This window comes from Rhizobium sp. SJZ105, assembly GCF_007828365.1.
Taxonomy (GTDB): domain Bacteria; phylum Pseudomonadota; class Alphaproteobacteria; order Rhizobiales; family Rhizobiaceae; genus Agrobacterium; species Agrobacterium tumefaciens.
On sequence record NZ_VIUP01000018.1, the window covers coordinates 1 to 20,506 of the forward strand.

Consider the following 20,506-nt stretch of genomic DNA (forward strand, 5'->3'; position numbering starts at 1 on the left):
GCGCTTAAACTCTTCGCTGAAATTCGATTTGCTCATGATGCTCTTCTTGCCTCAAAATTAGGAAAGAAGGCGTCTACAAATCTTGGGGCTATTCAGAATGCCAGTGGAACAGTCCCTCATGACGCAGCGGCCCATGCCAACTTCGATAGACATCTGCCATCATCTCGGCGATCCCCCGCTCTTGGGGGCGGATCTGTCTATCATCAGTGTTTAGCCCGAACTGTCGGCGGAGTGACGACTGGACACTCACGCGGTCCAGAAATTCCCCCTCAATCTCTGAGGTCTTGACCGCGTCGTCGCTCAGCAACTCAATGCGAAGTTGGTTGCTGTCGTCCTCGTTGAAATGCCGGACAGCACCGATAACCTCTCCGGCTGATTGCAGGAATTTCTGCTCCAGCGGTACCAGGCTTGCGGTGTCGCACCTGAAGTTTGGCCAATCAGTGTTTTGCCAGTTCCATTCCATGAGTTATAGAATCCCTCTCTATAACTCATAATTATTGCCATAAATGAGCTATTGCAAGCCCGTCTATCGCTCAGCACCAAAATCTGCAGCTCTCCATTCAAGAGGCAGCGATCGACAGCTAACCACTTGCCCTAAACATATTTTGTTAACGGGCGCTCAAGCGAAGAGCTGCAAAAACGATCCGTTCGTCGACCATGATGGCAGCTGACGGATTATCCGATTCAATAAGTGCGAAGATGACGTCTCGATCTTATCGCGCAAACGCTGAGCAAGTAAGCTTCACGACTTGCGTGCCACTGCTTTAAGCCGCGCTTACCCGCTACGTTTCTCAAACTATGCCTCGACTTTACCGTCCGAGACGCCCGGTCGAGAGAAATTAGTTCAGCCCCAACCTTGTTACGGGCGGGGCTGGTCAAATAAGTGCATGGATAAGGGCTTGCGGATAATCTATTGGGCCAGGTGCGTGAGGCGAGGTCTATGCTCGATCTCCTGCTACGCAAATCGCCCCCTACGTTTCGTCGAGGCGGCTTTGAAGAAGGTCCATTCTGCTTCCAAACGAATGTGGATTGAAGCAGGTTGACACCTGTCGGCGCTCAGTTTCCTTTGGCCTCGTTATCTTTCTTAGCCTGATCGTGATGCCACTTGATGGCGTAGTACATGCCGATGCCCAGTACGATAATTTTGAACGGCAAGAAAACTATTGGGAAAAAGTCTACCCATTCCAGGTCAGCCATTTCGAGTACTTCCAGTCTGTTGCTTGGAATTGTCTGTGCTTTTGCATAGGACCCACCCGAAATGCTCCTTTAACAACTCAATTACAAGATCGACAGGCATGGTCTTTTTGACGCAGCCTCGCCTCCTTTGTGCCGGCTGCTAACGTGATACAGGGCTCCTCAATCAGGAGCGACACGCCGCCGCGCGCAGGTGCATGCTGGCTATCAGGCCGGATGGAAAGACTGTTGACACCGATACGGTCGGACCGGTCTCGGCCTCGAATGCGAGTTGGCACGCGTTTGGATCGGATGGCCGCATCGCTCTCACATGCCAATCGGTTCACGCCCATAGGCGCAAGTTCGGTGACGATGTGCCCGGAAGCTCGCATGTCTACAACTGTTTCGAAAACCTGGCCGCCAGTGCTTCTGATCCGCGCGCCAGCAATGCGACATCGACACCGACGGCAGTGAACAGCGTTCCCAATTCCATGCAACGTGCCGCGAATTTCTCGTCAGGCGTGAGTATTCCTGCCGGCTTTCCGAGCCGTTTGAGTAGTGCGATCGTATTTTCAATCGCCTCGACCACTTCCGGGTGGCCTGGTTGTCCCGGATAGCCGAAACTGGCTGCGAGATCCGCCGGGCCGATAAATATCCCGTCCACCCCTTCGACCGATGCCATGGCCTCGATATGAGTAATAGCTTCCCGCGTTTCGACTTGAACGAGAACGCAAATCTCCCCCTCCGCCTGCTGGGCATAATTCTTTACCCTGCCGAAACGTGTGGCACGCGTAAGGGCCGAAACGCCTCGAATTCCTTTCGGTGGATAGCGGGTTGCTTCCACCGCGGCTTTCGCTTCGTCTGCATTTTGAACAAAGGGGATTAGAAGAGATTGTACACCAATATCTAGGAATCGCTTGATCAGCACTGGATCGTTGACAGCCGGGCGCACCACCGGGGCGACATCGTAGGCGGCGATCGCCTGCAATTGTGGCAGTACGGTCAGCACGTCGCTGGGGGAATGTTCAGTATCAAACAACAGCCAATCGAAGCCGGCTGGCGCCACGATTTCGGCAGCGTAGCTCCCTGGAAGCCCGCACCAAAGTCCTATCTGGCTTTGCCCGACCTGCAGTTTTGCTTTAAATTTATTGACTGGAAGATCCATCTCTACCTCACGTAAAAGAGACGCCGATCGAGCCAACTGGCCCATAATCAGCCTGAATGACATCGCCCTTTATGATGTCGACCGGTCTCGTAAATGAGCCCGCAAGGACGATCTGACCTTTTTTCAAGCCGCCGCCGACGGCATGAAGTTTGTTGACCAGCCATGCAACGCCGGCGGCCGGATGACCCATGATCGCGGCTGAAACCCCGGACTCTTCGATAATGCCGTTTTTCGACAGAGTTGCTCCGACCCAGCGTATGTCGATATCAAACGGGCGGATCACCCGCCCACCCACGACGATTGCTCCGAAGGCTGCATTGTCGGCGATTGTGTCGGTAATCGCACGCGGAACTTCGGTTCTGTAATCGATGATCTCGAGCGCAGGCAGAATGAACTCCGTCGCGCGCATGACGTCATAGATACGGGTGCCCGCTCCTTCCAGGTCTTCACCCATTACGAACGCCAACTCGACTTCCAGACGCGGCTTGATGAACAAATCCGCATTAATTTGCGCGCCATCATTGTAGAGCGCATCATCCAGGATCACCCCATAATCCGGCTCGGTCATCTTGGATGCCATTTGCATGGCGCGAGACGTCAGACCTATTTTGTGACCGACAATCCGCGCGCCGCGCGACACACGCAACTCGGCCCAAAGCGCCTGAATGCGATACGCATCCTCAATTTCGAGCTCGGGATAAGTTTTGCTGGGTTGGACAATGGGGGTCCGCGTGGTTTCGGCCTCCAGGATGGCCCTGGCTGCTGACAGGCGTTGTTCCTCGGTAATCATTATCCGGCTCCAAATAACGTTATTTGATTGGCGGGCGCGGCAAGAGCGCCTCGCCTGCTTCCATGACATAAGTGTAGTCGAGCGAGAACCACGGCGCCTGAATGTCTCGGTTGGTTGGATGCGGTTCGTCGTGGCGAATGAAATCGCCGGTAAGTGCCGCAGTCACGCCAAACTGAACGTCGGATTCGATATTCGGATCGCTCGGATCGAAAACCTGCGAAATCAGCGTCTTATAACCCCGCTTGAAGATCAGCGCGTGCAAATGTGCCGGTCGAAAAGGATGACGGCCCTGAGCCTTGAGCATGCGTCCGACGACTCCATCGACGGGGATGGGATAACCAATCATCTTGACTGTCTGGAACCAGAAACGTCCCTCCCCGTCCGTCGTGAATTTGCCGCGCAAGTTCATCTCCGCCTGATCCGGATCCTGGTTCTCATAAAGACCGACAGGGGATGCGTGCCAGACGTCGACTTCGGCACCTGATATCGGATTGCCTTCGCGATCGATTACACGAGCATGGACGAAAAGCGGGGTACCAGGCGTGTAGGACCGGATGATCGTGCCGCCGTTTTCAACTCTTGGAGAATTCAGGCGCCAAAATGGTCCAAGAAGCGACTGTGAAGTCTCTGTTTGCCCCTTGTCACCGTTATTGAGCAGGCAGACAAGGGACGAAACGCCAAGTGAGCCGGACATGAGGACAAATTCGTTATGACTGTCGGTTTGCATTTGGCCGATCTCGTTGAGAATAGCAGTCGCTTCCCGGAATTCCACCTCGGTCAGCCGCACTTCGCGAACGAAAGCATGGAGATGTTTCACCAGCGCCATCAGGATGTCCCGCATCCTTGGATCAGAGGTCTGGCCCATGGCCGCAATCACGGCGGGCGTTAAGGCTCTTTCAGATTTAATCACCATCGTTACCTCCCAACGCTCGAGTGATACGTAAATAATCGATTATCTGTCAAGCGCTCATCAACGCCCCCAGCGTCGGGATTTGTGAAATTACAAAATTGTGAGATAAATAGCCGATATCGGCGTTTTTTTCTCGATATTCTGAATTGTCCGGTCAAACGATGATGGAAAACTCCAAATTCGTTGACAAGAATAATCGTTTATAATATCGCCCATCAACCAAGCGCGACATTCGCGTGGGAGGTTTTATGAAGCGACAGAGTGCCTCACCCGACGCACCCAGCGAGCAAGCTGGAAATGGTGACTTTGCCGATGACGGCAAGAATACGATTGGAAGCCAACTAGCATTCCGGCTGCGCGAAGCAATTATTTCCGGAGGGCTGGAGGCTGGCAGCAAGATCAATCTCGACAAGGCGCGACAGTCATTCAATGTGAGCCTCAGCCCCTTGCGCGAAGGGCTTGCGCGCTTGATTTCCGACGGGCTGGTAGAGTTTGAAGACAATCGCGGCTACCGGGTCGCGCCAGTATCACTGGCAAATCTGGAAGAGATCACGAGTCTTCGCGAGGAGTTGGAGGTTTTCGCGTTGAAAGAGTCGATTAGGCTCGGTGACGCGGAGTGGGAGAGCAATGTCATGCGCGCGCTTCACAAGCTCAACCGTGCCGACCGCGATGCGAACAAGCCGGAAACTCTCGAATATTGGGAGATGGCGCATCGCGACTTCCATCTAACCCTTATTTCGGACTGCGGAAAGCCGCTTCTCCTGCAGTTCTGCAGGACCCTACTCAATCTAAATGATCGATATCGCAGAAAATTCCTGACCCAGACTTCAGGCGATCGAAATGTCAGCCAGGAGCATAGTGAAATCGCTCAGGGCGCTGTGGCGAGAGACAGCGATTACGCGACTGACAAGCTTCGTCAGCACATCCATCGCACCGGCGCTAACCTGCTTGATCATTTGGCTCGTACCGGAGTTGTGCGATGACCGATGCGGTGAAAGAGTCGCCCGTCGGCATCGCCCATTTCTCTGCGATCCAACTGCCGCCCCAGCAGTTCGTCAGGCATGCTGCAGTCGCAGGCTTCAATTCCGTAGGGCTTCGGCTGCATCCCGCTTTCCCTGGGGCACCCTATTACAAGCTGCCGCAGGGCAGCAGGGATGCAATGGAGTTTCGAACTCTACTCGACAGCGAAGGCATCAACGTTTTTGATATCGAGTTTTTCATTATCGGCCCGGAATTTAACGCTGCCCTCGTCGAACACATCGTTGCCGGCGCCGCCGATATTGGAGCCAAGCGCCTGTCCGCATGCGGCGACGATGGCGACTTGCAACGGCTAATCGGCAATTTGACGGAGTTCTGCCAGCTTGCCGCACGATATGGGCTGGCTGTCGACGTTGAGAACATGGGTTGGCGCACTATCAACACCTACAGCAAGGCTGGTGCGCTGGTCACGGCGTCCGGCCAAGACAATGCAGGTGTCTTGGTCGACGCCATTCACTTTTTTCGAAATGGCGGAAACATTGACGAGATCAAAACTGATATCGTACGGCACGTGCAACTCTGTGACGTAGTAGGGCCGGCACCCAAGCGTCCAGAAAACATGATGACCGAGGCCCGTGCAGGACGGTTGGCGCCAGGTGATGGCATATTGGGGTTGAGCCAATTGCTAAACAAAGTTGTTGGCCATGCCACGATATCGGTAGAGGTTCCATTGGTTGGCGACATCGATCCGCTGGTTCATCTGACAACGCTCAATATGAAGTCCCGGAAAATTCTTCAGCGGGTAGCCGAACAGTTTTAAAGAAGCCTTTGTCGGACTCCCCCTGCCCCGCTCAGCGGCGCCCTATGGCTCGCCGTCCGATCGCCACGACAGTTCACCAGTCCTTGCTTTGGTTCAGGGTTTGGGCAATCGAACTTGGCGGCCATTAGGCGGGAGGCTAAACGAATTACGAAATCAGGTTAGTGGCCTAGAAGAATATGGTGGTCGCAGCCCTCTCGCCCTCTCGCCCTCTCGCCCCCTCGCCCCCTCGCCCCCTCGCCGTATTCATGTCCATTTTACCTCGGCGGTCAGATTTCATAGTTTCCGTTCCTACGCGCGCTGTTGGTGACCTTGGGTCGAGGGATCGAGCAGCAGAGGTTATCCTCACACTGAAGTGCACATTCTGTCACAGCACAATCAGATCCGTCTGTTGCGGCAGCTTAGGGGCTCGGATGTAAATGCATCAGGAATGCCGGTTGTCCACGTCCCTGCCCTGCTCAATTGGATATTGTCTCTTGGTGTAGGTCGTCTGAGTGCGGTGAGGGTTTTGCATGAGATCAACCTCCCCCTGCCCCCTGCGCCTGCCTTGGCCTTGGTATGACTGTTGACCGTTGAAGTTGATGGGGGACTGCAAACCTTGTCAGCTGACAAGGTTGTCGGTAGCGAGCGTCGTAAACCGCTGGCACTGGTAGCTGCGCGAACTTAGCGTTCGCGGCAACAGATGATCTGGTATCTCGACTTCCCCAATAGAAGAGCCGATCAGTTTCCAGAGCCGCGTCTTAAAAACCTTGTCAGCTGACAAGGTTTTCCGATTGGTCCTGGGACGTCAACTGTCGCTAAACCATCGATGACGCGCTCACGCCTTCCCCGCTTGTACCGTCCGGATCAATTCTGTCCGTTCACCGATATCAGCGGACAAAAAGTCGCCTCTTGTCGCGTCAGTCCTTCTGGCTGCGGCTTCGAGCCGGCTTTGCGGTTCAGGGCGCATGAAAGCCGTTGTCGCCCGTCCCGGCTCCCAGGGAGCGAGCCTGGCAGGGTAATAAACCAGTTTTGACCCGGGCAAAATTGTTAAAGGCCGGGCACCGGGGTCTAGCCGAGGAAAACGTCCGACGAAGTCTAGCCTTTTCCGGAGCCGTCTACACCGCGTTGATTGGCTCCTGGCGCTTCTCTTGAAAAGGCTGCATTTTTGTCAGGTTGATGCAGCCTTTGCCGCCATGAAAGCTACTTGCGTGCGCTCAATAATCAGCTTTGGCGCCAACTACACGACGGCGCAAAAGAACGGTCAAAAAACAGACTTGTTTAGCGAACGTATCGATCGGATTGCCGATGTACCGAAAAAGGACGCCGCGCTTCGACGATCTGTGCCGTTTGAAAGACTTATTGGCCAGCCAAGGGAGCTCATCAGAATATCCCAAGCACATGGCAAGTGAGGAATTTGACTACCAGAACCACCAGAACGATCGAATCCTCGCTGCGCCCATTATTTGCTCTCGAAATATTCCCCTTGGTAGCGGGGCATCTGCAGCGGAAATACCTACTAAAATTGGAATGGGGAGAACTTCAGAAAGCGTGCTTATCTGGAGGGACAGCAGAGAGATTTCTGCCTGTCGGCAGAGGAGGGCGGTCACGAGGGTAGAGACCGTTTGTCGGATCCCGCTCCTGATTTTTTCCAGACTGCAAATTTTCCTGAAGATAGCAGGTTCTTTTCGCTGTTCTTAAATGGAATTGGGTAGAAGCGGTCACAGATCTGATCGAAACTCGAAATGAGCAGCGCAAAGCCGGCCTTCCGTTGCCCTTTCGTCCACGAAGAAAATATCCCCTTGGGTCGATCATCTCAAATACTGCAGGCTGTGCTGGACTAAGGTGCTGTCGGAGATCGATGATATACCTGCCTGCGTACCAAAATCCTCGCGCAACGCATCATCGATGACGGCATCCAACGCATAAGTGATAGTTTGGCTCTTAGCTCTATCGTCGAGAAACGCGAGAGATCGCCTCAACAGCCTATGCTGCAGCCAAAGGACAGGCCAGAGGATCCGAACGCCATATCGGACGCCGATTTCTTCAAAAATGTTTAGGCGGCTGAATAATTTCACGCTGCCGCTCTTGTGCTCGGCATACATCGTGGGCCAACCCAAGGAACGAGCCTTGCTTGCCTTTCACAATTCGCGAGTGCTCATTCACGTGATGGATGACTTCATACAGCCAGATAATGGGCGTGTGGTCAGCAATAAGAAGATTACGGCGTGATTCCTGAGCATTTTGTAGGAGAGCATTCAGTCCAGCCCTTTCAATCGAAAAGCAACGGCCAGATCAGTCCACCCACTGATCACTGATTTGTATTCCGAAGCCTTCTAAATCCTTGATGTTTCGCGTCGCAAGGGTCAATGGGTGAGCGAAGGCTGTAGCAGCGATCAAGCCATCGCGACCATTTCGCTTGGCAAGCGTCATCAGATCGCCCCAGGCGAAGGCGACATGACCTGCCACCGGAATAATCCTGTTTTCTTAAGCGTTGAGGCAGATTATTCGTGAGCCATTCGTCCAAGGCGCCACCCGTTATCCATCAGCGCGACACCGCGGCGAATTTCAGCAATAGAGACGATGCTGATTAAGGTTCGATCCACGTCCAGCCTCTGAAGGCGCTTCAGACACCCTTCATCAGGGCGAGGCTCTGTAACTTCCGACAGAACATTCGTATCGAGCAGAAGTCTCTCAAGGACAGGTCACGGGGCTCGTCGTCTTGTCTCTCGGTATCCAAGTCGGCGCCGCATAGGGTGATGCCGACAGAAATTCCTCAAGCGATCCCCTGTGAGTAGTTTTCGTCAGCCGCTCTTCTGCAGAAACAACAACCAAGCTCGGTTTTCCATTGCGGGTAATCGTCTGAGGCGCCAACTGGGCGCACTCTCTTTGATCGTCTCTGGTGAAGGCTGCCTTGCTTCTGCACGTATCGATCATCGACTGAGGCAGAGGAGGCCATGCCAGCCTGTGGAGAACGTCAGAGAAGCAGGTTTTCCGACCCTGCCTATGTCGTCAACGAGACCGATTGACTGTGCAACCAGTTCCCAAAAGCCGGGGCGTCTGATGCTACACATGAGCGCCATTACAGAATGCATGCCGCACGTCCGCTTCGCCGTGTGGCGTTGTTATAGTAGCTGGAAGCCTGCTGCATCGACCGGTGTCTGGACTGCTCCATCGCCTCGAGAAGGGGAATTCCGCGATTGGCGGCCTCCGTCAAATATCCCGATCGTAACCCGTGCGCCGAAAACTCCCCACTGTCTAGCCCGGCCATCTGTGCCCGCTGCTTCAGGATCGCATTGACCGACTGCGGATCGAGCGCACGCCGTGAAACGGTGCCCCATCGCCCAATTCCCCGAAACACGCTGCCCTTTTCGATCTTTGCGGCCGCCAGCCAGGCGTTCAGCGCCTCGATAGGTCGGCCTGTGAGATAGACGACATCGTCCTGCTCGCCTGTCGTCGTTTTGGTTCGACCAAGATGGATGGCAAGTGAGGGGAGGGGAGGACCGTCGTTCACCTCGATCGGTGGCTCGACTGTCAGCTGCTCGACGCGTAGCCTGGCGATCTCGCTGCGTCGACGGCCGCCGGAAGCAAAGGCGACCAACAGGATTGCTTTGTCGCGTAGATCGCGCAGGCTGTCTGACTCGCACGTCGCCAGTAGCTTTGCCAGAACGTCGCCAGTGACGGCCTTTGCGCTCTTGCGCGCACGGGTTCGCGGAACGGCGCGCACGGCCAGACGAATGGCTGACTTAAGAGCAGGGGAGGCGAAGGCACCCGTAAGGCCGCGCCACTTACTCAATGTCGACCAGCTGGCCAGCCGGCGCCGTACCGTGTCAGGCGCGTGCGGGCCGACGGATTTCAGGAAACCCTGACGCCTTAGATTTTTGTCGACATCATCGGGCATGCCGTGGTTGGGGTCACTTGCGCGCTTTTCCGGATCCCACAGATGATGGGCTACGAATTTGAGCAGCAACGCCTCGGGCGCCGGCCAGGGCAGGGACTGTCCGGTGGCAGCGAGACCCCAGGCCTCCAGGTAGGCAAGATCAGACGTCAGGGCCCTCAGCGTATTGTCGCCCATTCCCTGATTAACGAGATGCCGCAGCGTCTCGATGTCATCATCGGTCAACAGCTCGGCAAGCTCGTCGCGGCGTTCGAGCGGCAAAACGGACGCGATGGTATCGAGCTCCTCGGCGCGGCGCTCGACGGACGTGTGTGATGTCTTCGCTTTAGGCACGATAGGCTCCAGAATCGCGGGTTTCGGCAGCCGCTGGCACCGTGATTTGCCCCGATTTTCCTCGATTTGCGCCGCGAAATCAACTACCATCGATAATTGGTACTTATCGATGGTTAGCACACCAACCCGCAATCATACCATGTGAGGAACCACAATTATCATATAGAGTTCCTTTAGCAAATCATTTACCATGATTTCAATGGCTTACAATCTCGCAAAAATCAGCATTTCAAACTTGATGGGGCCCGCTTTTGAGGCGGCCGTCGCGTTGACTCGTCTCGACGAACGTTTGGCCCGATCGCCGGTCGGCATGGGCTTCCTCGAGCGGCAGAATTTCGCCGACGCTTGCGCCTCGTTGTGGATCGACGGCGAACTCGTCCACCTCGAAGACCTCGTCCTCCACGACGCGTTTCGCGATACCCGCACGCCAACCCACGAGTTGACGATCGCCCGGGACGTGCTGCGCATTCGACGGCGGATCGCCGGCCAATCTGTGGATTGGGCGCTCTCCGCCGACGGCATCCGCTCGCTACGGAAAACCTCGGAGATAGGGTCGGGCGGCGGGGACGAGGCGACGACAACCGGCGCCACGCGCCCCACGCTTATGGCTGATCCGGAAGGGGAGGGGGAGGATGACGATACCGTCGAAAATCTCTCGGGCGTAGATTTCGCGGATATCGATGCGGTGCTGGCCCGGTCGGAAGCGGCGATCGACAACGCAACGCGGCCCACCAGCGCCGGCAGCCGTGCGACGGCCAGCCGTCCCGAGAAGGATCCGATGATCTATGATCTCGACTGGGACGAGGACGCGCGGCTCGACGAATGGCGCGGCGTGCTGCGCCAGGCCGAAGATCTGCCGGCGATGCTGCAGGCGATTATCGCCCTCGATGCCTGGAACGAAATTTTGGTCCTGGAGCATGCGCCCTGGCTCGGCCGGCTGTTTTGCGCTGCGATCTTGCGCCAGGCCGGCGTCACCACCGGCGGTCATCTCGCCGCGATCAATATCGGCCTCAAAACCATTCCGGTCGATCGGCGCCGGCATCGCAGTTGTGAGGTTCGGTTGCTGGCAATCGCCCACAGTTTTTTGGCGGCCGCCGAGATCGGCATGAAAGAGCATCATCGGCTGATGCTGGCGAAAACGATGATGGATCGAAAACTTGAGGGGCGCCGCACCTCCTCGAAGTTACCGGAACTCGTTGAACTCGTGATGTCGAAGCCATTGGTGTCGGCCGGGATGGTGGCGAAGACGCTCGAGGTCACGCCGCAGGCGGCGCGACGGATCGTTTTCGAGCTGGGCTTGCGCGAGATGACGGGGAGGGGGAGGTTTCGGGCATGGGGATTGTTGTAGTGGGTTTAATGACGGATGCCATGATTTTTTATAGTCATGGCAGTCGCCGCTTGACTGATGCTCTCGCTAGGGTCGACGGCAGGAAACTCACAAAAGTGGCGCACCTCGATCTAGCAGCTCGCTGAGAATTTGGACACGTGTGGCTGACCCGGCAGGCGCTTGTGCGACGAGCGCCTCCGTCATTCTTCGCGCGAGACGTCTGGCGCTCAGGCGCATGGGGGTAGGTATTTTCGCTAAACCCGCCCTTCCATGGACATAACTGCTACGTAACTCAAACAGCTCGCGATAAGCAATTGCTGCATTGGCGTCGTTCAGGAGCGCGGCCAGCCTTGCTGCGGCTCTGTCAGATGCGCAAACATTCCGATGCGCGTCAGGTTTGGGTCGTAGGCCTCTCCTGTGATCCATCTCCAATCCCAGGCCCGCCTCGATGGCGGTCATATGGGCCATGACTTCGTCCATACCGTCGGCCAGAAAAGCTCGGACAATGAAATGTACGATCGGCGTCTCGAACAAGGTGCTAGCGCGAGCGTGTAGGACATTTTGCCAGAGGCTCTCGTTCAGGCGCTTGAAATTAGTCCTTGCCTCGTCCTCTAGGTTGTTGACGGTCGGGCGTTCTATTTCCACCTCATCGCCATATTGGTCATAAGCGATGTCCGGCTGCAGGGAGAGGGTGTCGGGGCTCGGGGGTGCCATCGGCCTTACAAAAAGATCGTCGTCAACGGTATGAAGCCACGGAAGACGGAAGGCGCGCCAGTTCACTTCAGGATAGACGGCCCAATCTTCCCAAGGTGCAAGCAGCAGAAAGAAAATCGCAGCCTCGACTACAGGCGGAAAGCGCCCGAGATGGGGATCGATCTCGCCGAAGTCCTGGCTGAGATCGACGAATAGAATGGGCAGGGCCCGTGCTTCCGGCCTTGGGTCAACTGCGACATACTCCTCGACGACCAGCCAGCGAAATTGCGTGAGTTGGCGTACCGGCGGTTTATACGTGGGGTAGAATCGCGCGAGCCTTGGCACGTCCAATAGCTCCGCCAGTTCCAATTCGCTAAATTCTCCAACCACGCTGTTTCCGAACCGGATTGATGGAAGTTCATCGCACAAATCGAGGGGACACAGATGGCGCCGGCGAACCGTCTGGTTTGTCATTGCTTCATGCAGTTTGAGCGTAAGCATCCGGTGACTACCGCGGTTGGCGCTGATGGTTTCCAGCTTCAGCGGCCTGACTGAAGTTCCACGATAGCTTTGGCAGCCTTATCGCAGCGCTCTGTAAGTTCTGGGTGTGAGAGCCCCATGTGCTCGGTCGCGATCCTGAAGAGATACTGCGCGATGGCATCAACTGAGGCGGTTTGGTTGGCCAGCATGCCAAAGACGGTATCGGCATAGGCATCGTATTCGTCTTGCGCTTCTGGAATGTCCGAGACCCCGATGGGGTCCCACTCGGTGAGCAATGTTTTCCGAATGATAGCTCGGTCGGCTTTGCGATCCATCGTTGATCCTATGCCGCAACGGCTGCTGTTTGCGTCGGTTTCCAGTTCCACGGCAGCAATTGCTCCAGCCTGCTGATCGGCGTGTCGGCAATGTTGGCGAGGACATCCGCCAGCCAGGCCTGTGGGTCGATGTCATTGAGCTTGGCCGTGATGATCAGCGTGGCCATGAAGGCTGCACGATCAGCACCACGATCCGATCCGGCAAACAGCCATGACTTCCTGCCGAGTGCAAAGCCTCTGAGCGCTCGTTCGGCGGCGTTGTTCGTCATGCAAATCCTGCCATCGTCGAGGAATGACGTGAAGCCATCCCAGCGCTTCAGCATGTAGTCGATCGGCTCAGAGACAGGAGAACTGCGCGACAGTTTTGCCCGCTCGATTTGCAGCCAATCATGCAGTTCTTCGGCGAGTGGCTGGCTGTCTTTGCGGCGGCGCTCTAAGCGCTGCTCGGCAGTAAGACCGTTGATCTCCCGTTCGATATCGAACAGGGCATCGATCCGTTTGACGGCCTCCAGCGCCATTGGTGAGATCGGCGCGGCTTTGCTACCACGTTTGGCATTCGCGGCGATGTCGGCCAGCACGAAGAACTTGCGGCGTGAATGTGCCCAGCAAAGTGCTTGTCGCAGAGGCGCGGGATCGCGATCGAGCTTGAACAGCGAATTGTAGCCGCCATAGGCATCCGCCTGCAGAATGCCGGAAAAGGTCTTCAGGTGGCGTTCGGGATGCTCCTGTCGCCGGTCTCGCGATGCGTAGAACAAAGCCGCAGGCGGTGACAGCCCGCCAAATGGCCGGTCATCCCGGACATAGGTCCAGATGCGGCCCGTATCGGTCTTTCCCTTTGCCAGGATCGGCACGGTCGTGTCGTCGCCATGCAGTCGCTCGGCGGCCAGGACATGGGCCTCGATCAACGAATGGATTGGCTTCAAGGCCGCGGCACACGCGCCGACCTGGTCGGCAAGCGTCGAAAGGCTGAGGTCGATCCCCTCACGGGCATAGCGCTCGCTCTGACGGTTCAGCGGCTGATGCTGGGCGAACTTCTCGAACAGGATCATAGCCAGCAAGTTTGGTCCGGCAAAGCCGCGGGGTGTCACATGGAAGGGTGCTGGCGGCTGGGTGATCTTCTCGCACTCGCGGCAGGAGAACCTCTCCCGCACTGTCTGGATAACCTTCCACTGACGCGGAATGACTTCCAGGGTCTCGGTGATGTCCTCACCGAGCTTCGACAGCTTGGCCGATCCACAGCAGGGGCAACTGGCTGGGGTGGCGATAACGACACGTTCGCGCGGCAGATGTTCAGGGAACGGTTTCCGTGAAGGTCGCTTGCGCTCGAAGGCCCTGACGGTCGAAGCATTGGCGGCGATCTCTGCTGCCAGTTCATCTTCGCCAGCATCGGCCTCCAACTCCTCGAGCTGCAGTTCCATCTGTTCGAGAAGCCGCGCTTTGCGCTCCGAGCGACTGCCATAGAGCTCGCGGCGGACCTTCTCGATCTCCAGCTTCAGCCGCGCAATCAGCGCCTCGGAGTGCGATACGAGCGCCTTTGCGCTGGCTGCCTCCGCCTTGGCGGTCGCCGTCGCTGCCTCGGCTGTGATGCGTCGGGCACGCTCCGCCGCCAGGGCCGCAAGTGCGCTGGCAAGGTCGTCGGGAAGCTGTTCGGCCGTATCGTTCATGGACTGATGGAATCATATTCGACCCCGCCATTCCAGCGTTTTTGCTCATCCAACTGAGGTCGGTCGCCAGGTCTTTTGTGGCATCCGCCAGTCGATACCTTCCAGCAAATAGCCGAGTTGCCCAGGGGTAATCACCACCGTCCCATCGGCCGCCGACGGCCATATGAAGCGTCCCCGTTCCAGCTTCTTCGTGAACAGGCAGGCTCCCTGGCCATCATGCCAGATGACCTTAATCAGGCCACCGCCACGACCGCGGAAGACGAACAGGTGTCCGCACATCGGATCACGCTTCAACGTCTCCTGCACCATCAGTGACAGACCGGGAAAGCCCTTTCGCATGTCTGTATGGCCCGTCGCCAACCAGACCTTCACACCAGCAGGAACCGGGATCATCGCCGAGCCAGCACACAATCGAGAATACGGCCAAGTGCCTCCGTGTCGATGTCGCTGTCCACACGTACACGACGACCGCGGCCCAGCTCAATCGTCACATCGCTACGCTTCCGGCGCGACTGCGATGGGGCTGGCGCTTCTAAGGCGGCGGGCCGGGCTGTCGGCGCGGCCTCCGACACGATCACGGGCACCAAGGTGTTCGCCACCTGAAGCGACGGCTCTTCGATCCGGCAGAGTTCCTTGCGCCACCGAAAGAGCTGGCTCACGTGGATGCCGGCCGATCGCGCAATCTCGGAAAGAACCGCACCAGGCTCAAGGCAGGCGGCAACCAGCCGCTCTTTGTCCTCGCGAGACCAGCGCCGACGGCGCTCGACAGACGTGATCACTTCGATCGGATGCTTGGTCATAGGACTACACCTAGTGTTTGCACTAGGACTTCCGATGTTCACCTCAACCTCGCAAGACGGCCCTCACCGTGGGCTTACGTTTGAGCGCAGCCAATTCAGGATTCAACGCTCTGTCTCGACAGTCCCTTCGCAGATTGTAAGGGGCTCCCAGTGACCGTAGTGCGTTCGAAAGGGCGGAGTCGGCATGCGGGAAACCGTAGATTTCTCCGCACACCTCCGTGAGTTTGATGAATGCCGGCGTTTTCGTAAGGCTAACTGTTCCGGGCGGCGGCATTCGCCAGAGATTTTCAACTGCGATGGCGAGCTGTACCGGAACTGTCATTGTGATCCTATTCACTGCAGTGGGTGCGATGCCAAACGGATGGTGGCGATTGATAAGCTCTAATCATTCTCTCACATAAAACGTGTGAGGATAGGGTTGGTCGAACAGATCACAAGACGTCGTGAGCCACGGGTCATCGCGACGTAGAGATTTCGAGCATCGAGCGCGTCGGTGTCGATTACGATGGATACGTCGGCCTCGAGACCCTTTAATAGAAGAGTGCTGCCGACGGCGCGGTTGGGAACACTTCTGCCAAGAACTCTAGACTGCTCGCGCGCGCGCACCGCCATATCATGAAATTCCGCGGCTGATCTTGAGGCGTTGAGAGCTTGGATACATGCTCGCAAAATTGCCGGTCGAAGCTGCGATACCCCCGCTTGTCGATTGATTTCTACAAGGAAATCTGCAGCCGACTTTGGGTTCGGATTATTCGAAAAAGAGACGGCTGCCATCTCGGCGTCCGTCGGCGCCTTCTGGGATCGACCTGCGAGCAATGTGGTGAGACGCTGCTTGAGTTGTGCTGGTCCAACACCGGTAAGCGTTTCACCGGCAAAATCGATCAGAGCATTCGCAGCTCCCGGGGCTGCGAAATCAAAATGTTCCGCAAACCTTATGAAATCGGACAGATCTGCATTTTCGACGACGACCGCTCCTCTCACCCTGCTCGCGATATCTCTGTGCCTCCGAGGGACACGGCTATCGCAGACAATCAACGCACCTCCGCCATTGACTGGCGATGACGTGTATGCGGCACGCGTGAGCGCCTGAACGTCATCCGGCCCCGTAATTTGCACCCATGATACCTCACTCGGCGCGAGCCGCAGATCGACTGGCTCTCCCCGTGTCAGTGCCCCTCGAACCCAAAGGAGCCATTGGCCGAAAGCCGAGCATCCTGCATTGTTCCAGCGCCAAGGTGTGCTCATGGGAGGCAGTGGCGGAAAAGTCCTTTCAACCTCGGCCCATCCGACCAGGACGTTTGTCCCCCACCCGAAGATTGCTTGCATGTCGTCGCCCAGCACGCATGTGGGCAAGATATCGGCCAGCCGGCAAACCATCTGATGCTGCTGCGTAATGCAATCTTGATATTCGTCGACGAGTACCCTTGAATAGGTAGCGTGTATAACATCGCTGAGGTGACCTCCCTCCAAGATGTTGAGGGTACCTTGCCGGACAGCAGGATAGTCATTTGCCGGGAATTTCAGGGAAAGAATTTGTGGGTCCAGGCCGCTGCGTCCGGGAAACGTTCCAACAAGCCGCAGTGCCCAGCCGTCTATCGTCGTGATGCGATATCGACCCCGGGGAACACCGGCTGCGTCCAGGCGTGAACGGAGAGCTGCAACGCCGGCGTTCGTGTGCGTAAGTATCAAAACCGGCTTGACGGGACCCTGGGCTAGAAGGCTGGTTGCAATGAGATGCGTCTTGCCGCATCCCGCTGGCGCTGCGAGACTGCCCCTGTTGCAGTGGAGGATATTTACCTCATCCATAGGTCGTTTGTGCCCAGCCTAACAACTCGTTGATTTTACTTGTTAGCGCCGGGTTGATCCCTCCCTGGTTCGGACCGAGGATGTGAAGCGCGACATGCTCCATGTGCGTGACCGACTTAAACCAGGCATTTTTTCCGCTACAGGCGCGAGCAAGAATGTTTCGCTGTAAAGGCGAGCTTGAATGTTGCGGTGAAAAGAGGAAGTTGCGGATATTTTGAAGGTTGTCTGACCCCTGAGATGCAGATGAGATATGCGCCGCGATCAGATCGATACCGTGGATAGAAACCGCATAATCCAGCATCTGCAGAAGGATGTGATCGCTTACATTGAACACGATCGCGCTTTCAATATCCTGACCATCAAACCATGTGAAAGTGGTCCCGCCGAGAGAGGTCACTTCGGTCTGAAGCGCTTGCGAAGGTCTTACGTCGTCATCGCGAAATATTGCCGTGCGATATCCGAGTGCGATAAGCGCCTTGGCGCGTTGATACGGTCGATCGGCATGACCACCGCCACAGTCGACTACAGCGACGCCGGCGGCTTGCATAGATGTTTGACCCTGCGCGGTACAGTATTGGTCGAATCCGCGAATAAAGCCGACCTCCGTTGCACCTTCACATAGTAAAACCGATGGGGCAAGAAACGCTTCCGGGAACGCGCGTAGCGTTCCTTGAGTGTCTGCTGGAATCGCATAAGGATGATGCGAGCCGTGCACGTTTTTCCTAACTACGAAAAGCTGATGATGACCCAATTCTTTGAGAACCACAGGAGAATGGGAGGTCGCGAAAACCTGCTGCGGCGCAGGTGTTGTTTTTGCCCCAAGCGAGCCTATCAGACGCACAATACGATGTGGTTCGAGCCCATGTTCAACTTCGTCGACAAGAAGGATTGAAGACTTCTCTGCGACCTCGCGCTGCAGTCCAGCGATCAGAAGCCGTGTTGAACCAATACCCAGGCCGCGAAGAGGCACGCCCATGTCGTTGTGCAGCGCAATCGTCCCGCCACTGACGGATACCGAGTGGGTATCAAGCAAAGCCTTTGCGGCAGTGCCGACGGGTACTCCGAGCTCCCGTGCTGCCTTGTTGACGATCGCCAATGCTCCACCCAGCTGCTTTTCAGCTTCTGCGCCAAACGCCTTTCGGGCCTCTCGTGCTGCATTTGAGAGCGCTTTGGAGGCATCAGGCTTCTCCTCGCTTAAGCGATTGAGGACCGATCCCCGCCGCCAAGCCAAGTTATTCTCAGCCCAGTCCCCCAGCCGTGTAGGCGACAGTGTCAGACGATCCCCCCAGTTCAACCCTCTATCGATACCTCGATCCTGTGCCCGCTTAGACAACAAGCGCCACCGAGGTTCAAGGTCACCGGATACGGTGAGGTTGAGCCGCAAAACCGTTTCGAGATCATGTCCTGGCTCCTCTTCGACAACACCATCGGACCGCAAGCCGGAGAGGAAGTCGCCATATGCCTCGTAGTTGCGTAAACTTTCATCCAATCGTCCCAGAACAAGCGTGACGGAAATCTCATTCTCAACTTCGAGATTGTGGAAATCGGAGTCGCTGAGCGTCAATGAGCGCCTGGCACCGAGGCAAAAGTCGATAGCATCGAGGATGCTGCTCTTGCCGGCATCGCCGGCTCCGATCAGGCAGTTCATCCCGTCGGTTGGCCACCAGTCCAACTGTCTAATGGACCTGAAGTTTCTTATCTCAAGTTTGCGAATAACCGCCATAGCCCCCCTCACGCAAACTGCGCTCCGCTGACGCCACGATATTGGCCAAGCTTAGTTTTTCATAACAATAAATTGTGGCTCATCGTCACTGGCTTCGATGAATAGTCCTGTATCAAGGTCGGGCCTTACGGTGATCGACGCATTATCATCGTCCGGCTTGTCGTCCGTTTTCACGGCGAATGCTATTGCTCTGCCGGTCTCGATCACCTCCTTCATCCACCGCTCGATCACGGACGACTGGCTTACAACGGTCCCTATCCAAGCGCCTTTGACCATACTTGCGAATGAAGAATTATCGAAATAGCGTCGCACGTTAGAGTATGCTAGACGGCGGCCGCCGCGAGGGCCAACCATGCCATCGTGGTCCGCGAGACGCTTCCAATACGATAGCGGCACATACATACCCTTCGTGACACCGCTTGAATCAGGGTCAAATTGGATGCGCGGACAAAATTTCAGGAAGAATGGCTCGTTGTTCAAGCGAAAGTCATCGATTGTGCCTTCCTCCTGAAGCTTATTGATCTCTGTGACAAAAGCGTCCATCCGAGCAATCTCTTCTGAAAGCTGTTTTTCGGGAAATCGAAATACGGCGCCTTCCGCTTTGTCGTTCTCCATTGCTTTGTACTGGACTAGTATAAATGACTTGAAGGTCTCATTGTAATAGATGAGATCCGTTCCGGTCTGTTCTTCGAGCGGGAGACGATTGGCGAGAACGACGGTCAAGCGCGTTCCGCTCTCTTCATCGACGAAGAGGGCAGCCGAGGCCTTTGGAACGCGGCGGATAAAGTCGTATCCGGGTACGTCCGCCATATCGCGGATAATCATTTCATCTTCGCGCTGTCGTGATTGTTTCAAGCCGTCCAGAAAAGAGCCTGGTGCTTCATCATCGCGAAGCACCCATTCTTGCAAGGGCGATCGCTCGATGCCGGCTAGTAGCATGGCTGTCGCTACACTTTCCTTTTGCGCACCCAGTGCCTCTCGAGCGCTGCGATCAAGTGTCGCAAGCCGACGGCGCGTAGCCTTCGTAAATCGATCTATTGATGGTGCCGTTTCAGGAGCCAAACGGGCGACAAGATCTACGACTTCCTCAAATGCCTTTGGCGTTAAGAGACCACCATGCTTGAACCGCTCCTCCACCACCTTTCGATTTCTGGCTGGAACTCCTTCAATGATGTCTTGCGCGGTCAATTTGGTTTGAAAGGGTTCGATATCCGAAAGATTGAGCCGACTTTGGAATGTTCCTGCATTAACCCCGCGACGGCCGTTGGCAATATGCGAGATCCGCCCGCGAGAATTCAGTATGAAACAAACAAGCGGTGCTCCTCTGGCATGAGGAAAGGACGGTACCGCCTCAGCAAACATTTCTCGGTCTTCTAGTGCCTCATGAAAAAGCGCCTCGCGGTCGCGCGTGAGCTTTAATACATACGCTCCCGGTTTCGCCATGTGTCACTCCTCTCACACCGTCAGGCTTGTCGCATCACGTTTCCGTGGGTACGTCGATCATGCAATCACGAGGTGTGTGTTGCCAATCCCTCGGATCTTTCCTTGCAAATTTCGGCCGTCGATTCGAACTTCGGCCAGTTGAAAACAATCCGCGGACTTTTGTAATTTGAAATTTAAACCTTGCCGGCTTCA

General features: G+C 56.1%; 18 protein-coding genes and 4 pseudogenes. 4 read left to right on the top strand and 18 right to left on the bottom strand.

Going from position 1 to position 20,506, the window contains the following annotated elements; all coding sequences use genetic code 11:
• Positions 1-94: 94 nt before the first annotated feature.
• From FB593_RS25385 to FB593_RS25410, 5 genes and pseudogenes are all read right to left on the bottom strand, one after another.
• A pseudogene (locus FB593_RS25385) lies at positions 95-463 on the bottom strand (DUF4172 domain-containing protein); the annotation flags it as partial.
• Between the two features lie 593 nt (positions 464-1,056).
• Positions 1,057-1,197, bottom strand: a complete 141-nt coding sequence (locus tag FB593_RS25395) for a hypothetical protein (RefSeq protein ID WP_003518781.1) — start codon at positions 1,195-1,197, stop codon at positions 1,057-1,059.
• 370 nt (positions 1,198-1,567) lie between these two features.
• The gene (gene hpaI, locus FB593_RS25400) at positions 1,568-2,338 is read right to left on the bottom strand and encodes a 4-hydroxy-2-oxoheptanedioate aldolase (protein ID WP_145167281.1); all 771 of its coding nucleotides are present in this window, start codon (positions 2,336-2,338) and stop codon (positions 1,568-1,570) included.
• Positions 2,339-2,345: 7 nt separating this feature from the next.
• Complete coding sequence (gene hpaH, locus FB593_RS25405) at positions 2,346-3,128, bottom strand: 2-oxo-hept-4-ene-1,7-dioate hydratase (RefSeq protein ID WP_112497638.1); 783 nt, start codon at positions 3,126-3,128, stop codon at positions 2,346-2,348.
• Between the two features lie 19 nt (positions 3,129-3,147).
• Positions 3,148-4,041 carry an intradiol ring-cleavage dioxygenase gene (locus FB593_RS25410; RefSeq protein ID WP_145167282.1) on the bottom strand — a complete coding sequence of 298 codons (894 nt, stop codon included), beginning with the start codon at positions 4,039-4,041 and terminating at the stop codon, positions 3,148-3,150.
• A 245-nt stretch (positions 4,042-4,286) separates the two neighbouring features.
• On the opposite strand from FB593_RS25410, the gene FB593_RS25415 reads away from it, so the two are divergent.
• The 3 genes from FB593_RS25415 (at position 4,287) to FB593_RS25425 (ending at position 7,224) form a co-directional block, all read left to right on the top strand.
• Complete coding sequence (locus FB593_RS25415) at positions 4,287-5,021, top strand: GntR family transcriptional regulator (protein WP_065688993.1); 735 nt, start codon at positions 4,287-4,289, stop codon at positions 5,019-5,021.
• Positions 5,018-5,836: a sugar phosphate isomerase/epimerase family protein gene (locus tag FB593_RS25420; RefSeq protein ID WP_145167283.1), complete on the top strand. Its 819-nt coding sequence runs from the start codon at positions 5,018-5,020 to the stop codon at positions 5,834-5,836. The genes FB593_RS25415 and FB593_RS25420 overlap by 4 nt, the downstream gene beginning before the upstream one ends.
• A 1,127-nt stretch (positions 5,837-6,963) precedes the next feature.
• Positions 6,964-7,224, top strand: coding sequence for a hypothetical protein (locus FB593_RS25425; protein WP_321186329.1), 261 nt, complete (start codon positions 6,964-6,966; stop codon positions 7,222-7,224).
• Between the two features lie 399 nt (positions 7,225-7,623).
• Here the strand turns inward: FB593_RS25425 and FB593_RS27655 are convergent, their stop codons facing one another.
• The 4 genes and pseudogenes from FB593_RS27655 to FB593_RS25445 all read right to left on the bottom strand — a co-directional run bounded on the left by FB593_RS27655 (position 7,624) and on the right by FB593_RS25445 (position 10,043).
• Positions 7,624-7,917, bottom strand: a complete 294-nt coding sequence (locus FB593_RS27655; protein ID WP_186447978.1) for a hypothetical protein — start codon at positions 7,915-7,917, stop codon at positions 7,624-7,626.
• A 190-nt stretch (positions 7,918-8,107) separates the two neighbouring features.
• Positions 8,108-8,499: pseudogene (locus FB593_RS25435) on the bottom strand (PIN domain-containing protein).
• Between the two features lie 8 nt (positions 8,500-8,507).
• A pseudogene (locus tag FB593_RS25440) lies at positions 8,508-8,749 on the bottom strand (type II toxin-antitoxin system prevent-host-death family antitoxin); the annotation flags it as partial.
• A 145-nt stretch (positions 8,750-8,894) separates the two neighbouring features.
• A complete protein-coding gene (locus FB593_RS25445) occupies positions 8,895-10,043 on the bottom strand; it encodes a site-specific integrase (protein ID WP_186447979.1) in 1,149 nt (382 codons plus the stop codon).
• Positions 10,044-10,233: 190 nt separating this feature from the next.
• Here FB593_RS25445 and FB593_RS25450 point away from each other — a divergent pair, with 190 nt between their 5' ends.
• A complete protein-coding gene (locus FB593_RS25450; RefSeq protein WP_145167285.1) occupies positions 10,234-11,391 on the top strand; it encodes an RHE_PE00001 family protein in 1,158 nt (385 codons plus the stop codon).
• A gap of 87 nt (positions 11,392-11,478) precedes the next feature.
• Here FB593_RS25450 and FB593_RS25455 read toward each other — a convergent pair whose 3' ends face one another.
• From FB593_RS25455 to FB593_RS25490, 9 genes and pseudogenes are all read right to left on the bottom strand, one after another.
• On the bottom strand, positions 11,479-12,564 hold the full coding sequence (locus FB593_RS25455) for a hypothetical protein (RefSeq protein WP_186447980.1): 1,086 nt from the start codon (positions 12,562-12,564) through the stop codon (positions 11,479-11,481).
• A gap of 38 nt (positions 12,565-12,602) precedes the next feature.
• A complete protein-coding gene (locus FB593_RS25460; RefSeq protein WP_145167306.1) occupies positions 12,603-12,878 on the bottom strand; it encodes a hypothetical protein in 276 nt (91 codons plus the stop codon).
• 8 nt (positions 12,879-12,886) lie between these two features.
• On the bottom strand, positions 12,887-14,542 hold the full coding sequence (gene tnpC / locus FB593_RS25465; RefSeq protein WP_145167287.1) for an IS66 family transposase: 1,656 nt from the start codon (positions 14,540-14,542) through the stop codon (positions 12,887-12,889).
• A gap of 45 nt (positions 14,543-14,587) precedes the next feature.
• Positions 14,588-14,935: an IS66 family insertion sequence element accessory protein TnpB gene (gene tnpB, locus FB593_RS25470; RefSeq protein ID WP_095436757.1), complete on the bottom strand. Its 348-nt coding sequence runs from the start codon at positions 14,933-14,935 to the stop codon at positions 14,588-14,590.
• Positions 14,932-15,342 carry an IS66-like element accessory protein TnpA gene (tnpA, locus tag FB593_RS25475; protein ID WP_145167288.1) on the bottom strand — a complete coding sequence of 137 codons (411 nt, stop codon included), beginning with the start codon at positions 15,340-15,342 and terminating at the stop codon, positions 14,932-14,934. Before tnpA ends, tnpB begins: the two co-directional genes overlap by 4 nt.
• Before the next feature lie 393 nt (positions 15,343-15,735).
• Positions 15,736-16,323, bottom strand: coding sequence for a hypothetical protein (locus FB593_RS27965; protein WP_321186330.1), 588 nt, complete (start codon positions 16,321-16,323; stop codon positions 15,736-15,738).
• Positions 16,324-16,656: 333 nt separating this feature from the next.
• Positions 16,657-17,148, bottom strand: a pseudogene (locus tag FB593_RS28100) (UvrD-helicase domain-containing protein); the annotation flags it as partial.
• The gene (locus FB593_RS25485) at positions 17,141-18,871 is read right to left on the bottom strand and encodes an ATP-dependent nuclease (RefSeq protein ID WP_145167290.1); all 1,731 of its coding nucleotides are present in this window, start codon (positions 18,869-18,871) and stop codon (positions 17,141-17,143) included. The pseudogene FB593_RS28100 and the gene FB593_RS25485, both read right to left, overlap by 8 nt.
• A gap of 51 nt (positions 18,872-18,922) precedes the next feature.
• A complete protein-coding gene (locus FB593_RS25490) occupies positions 18,923-20,314 on the bottom strand; it encodes a hypothetical protein (protein WP_145167291.1) in 1,392 nt (463 codons plus the stop codon).
• Between the last annotated feature and the right edge of the window lie 192 nt (positions 20,315-20,506).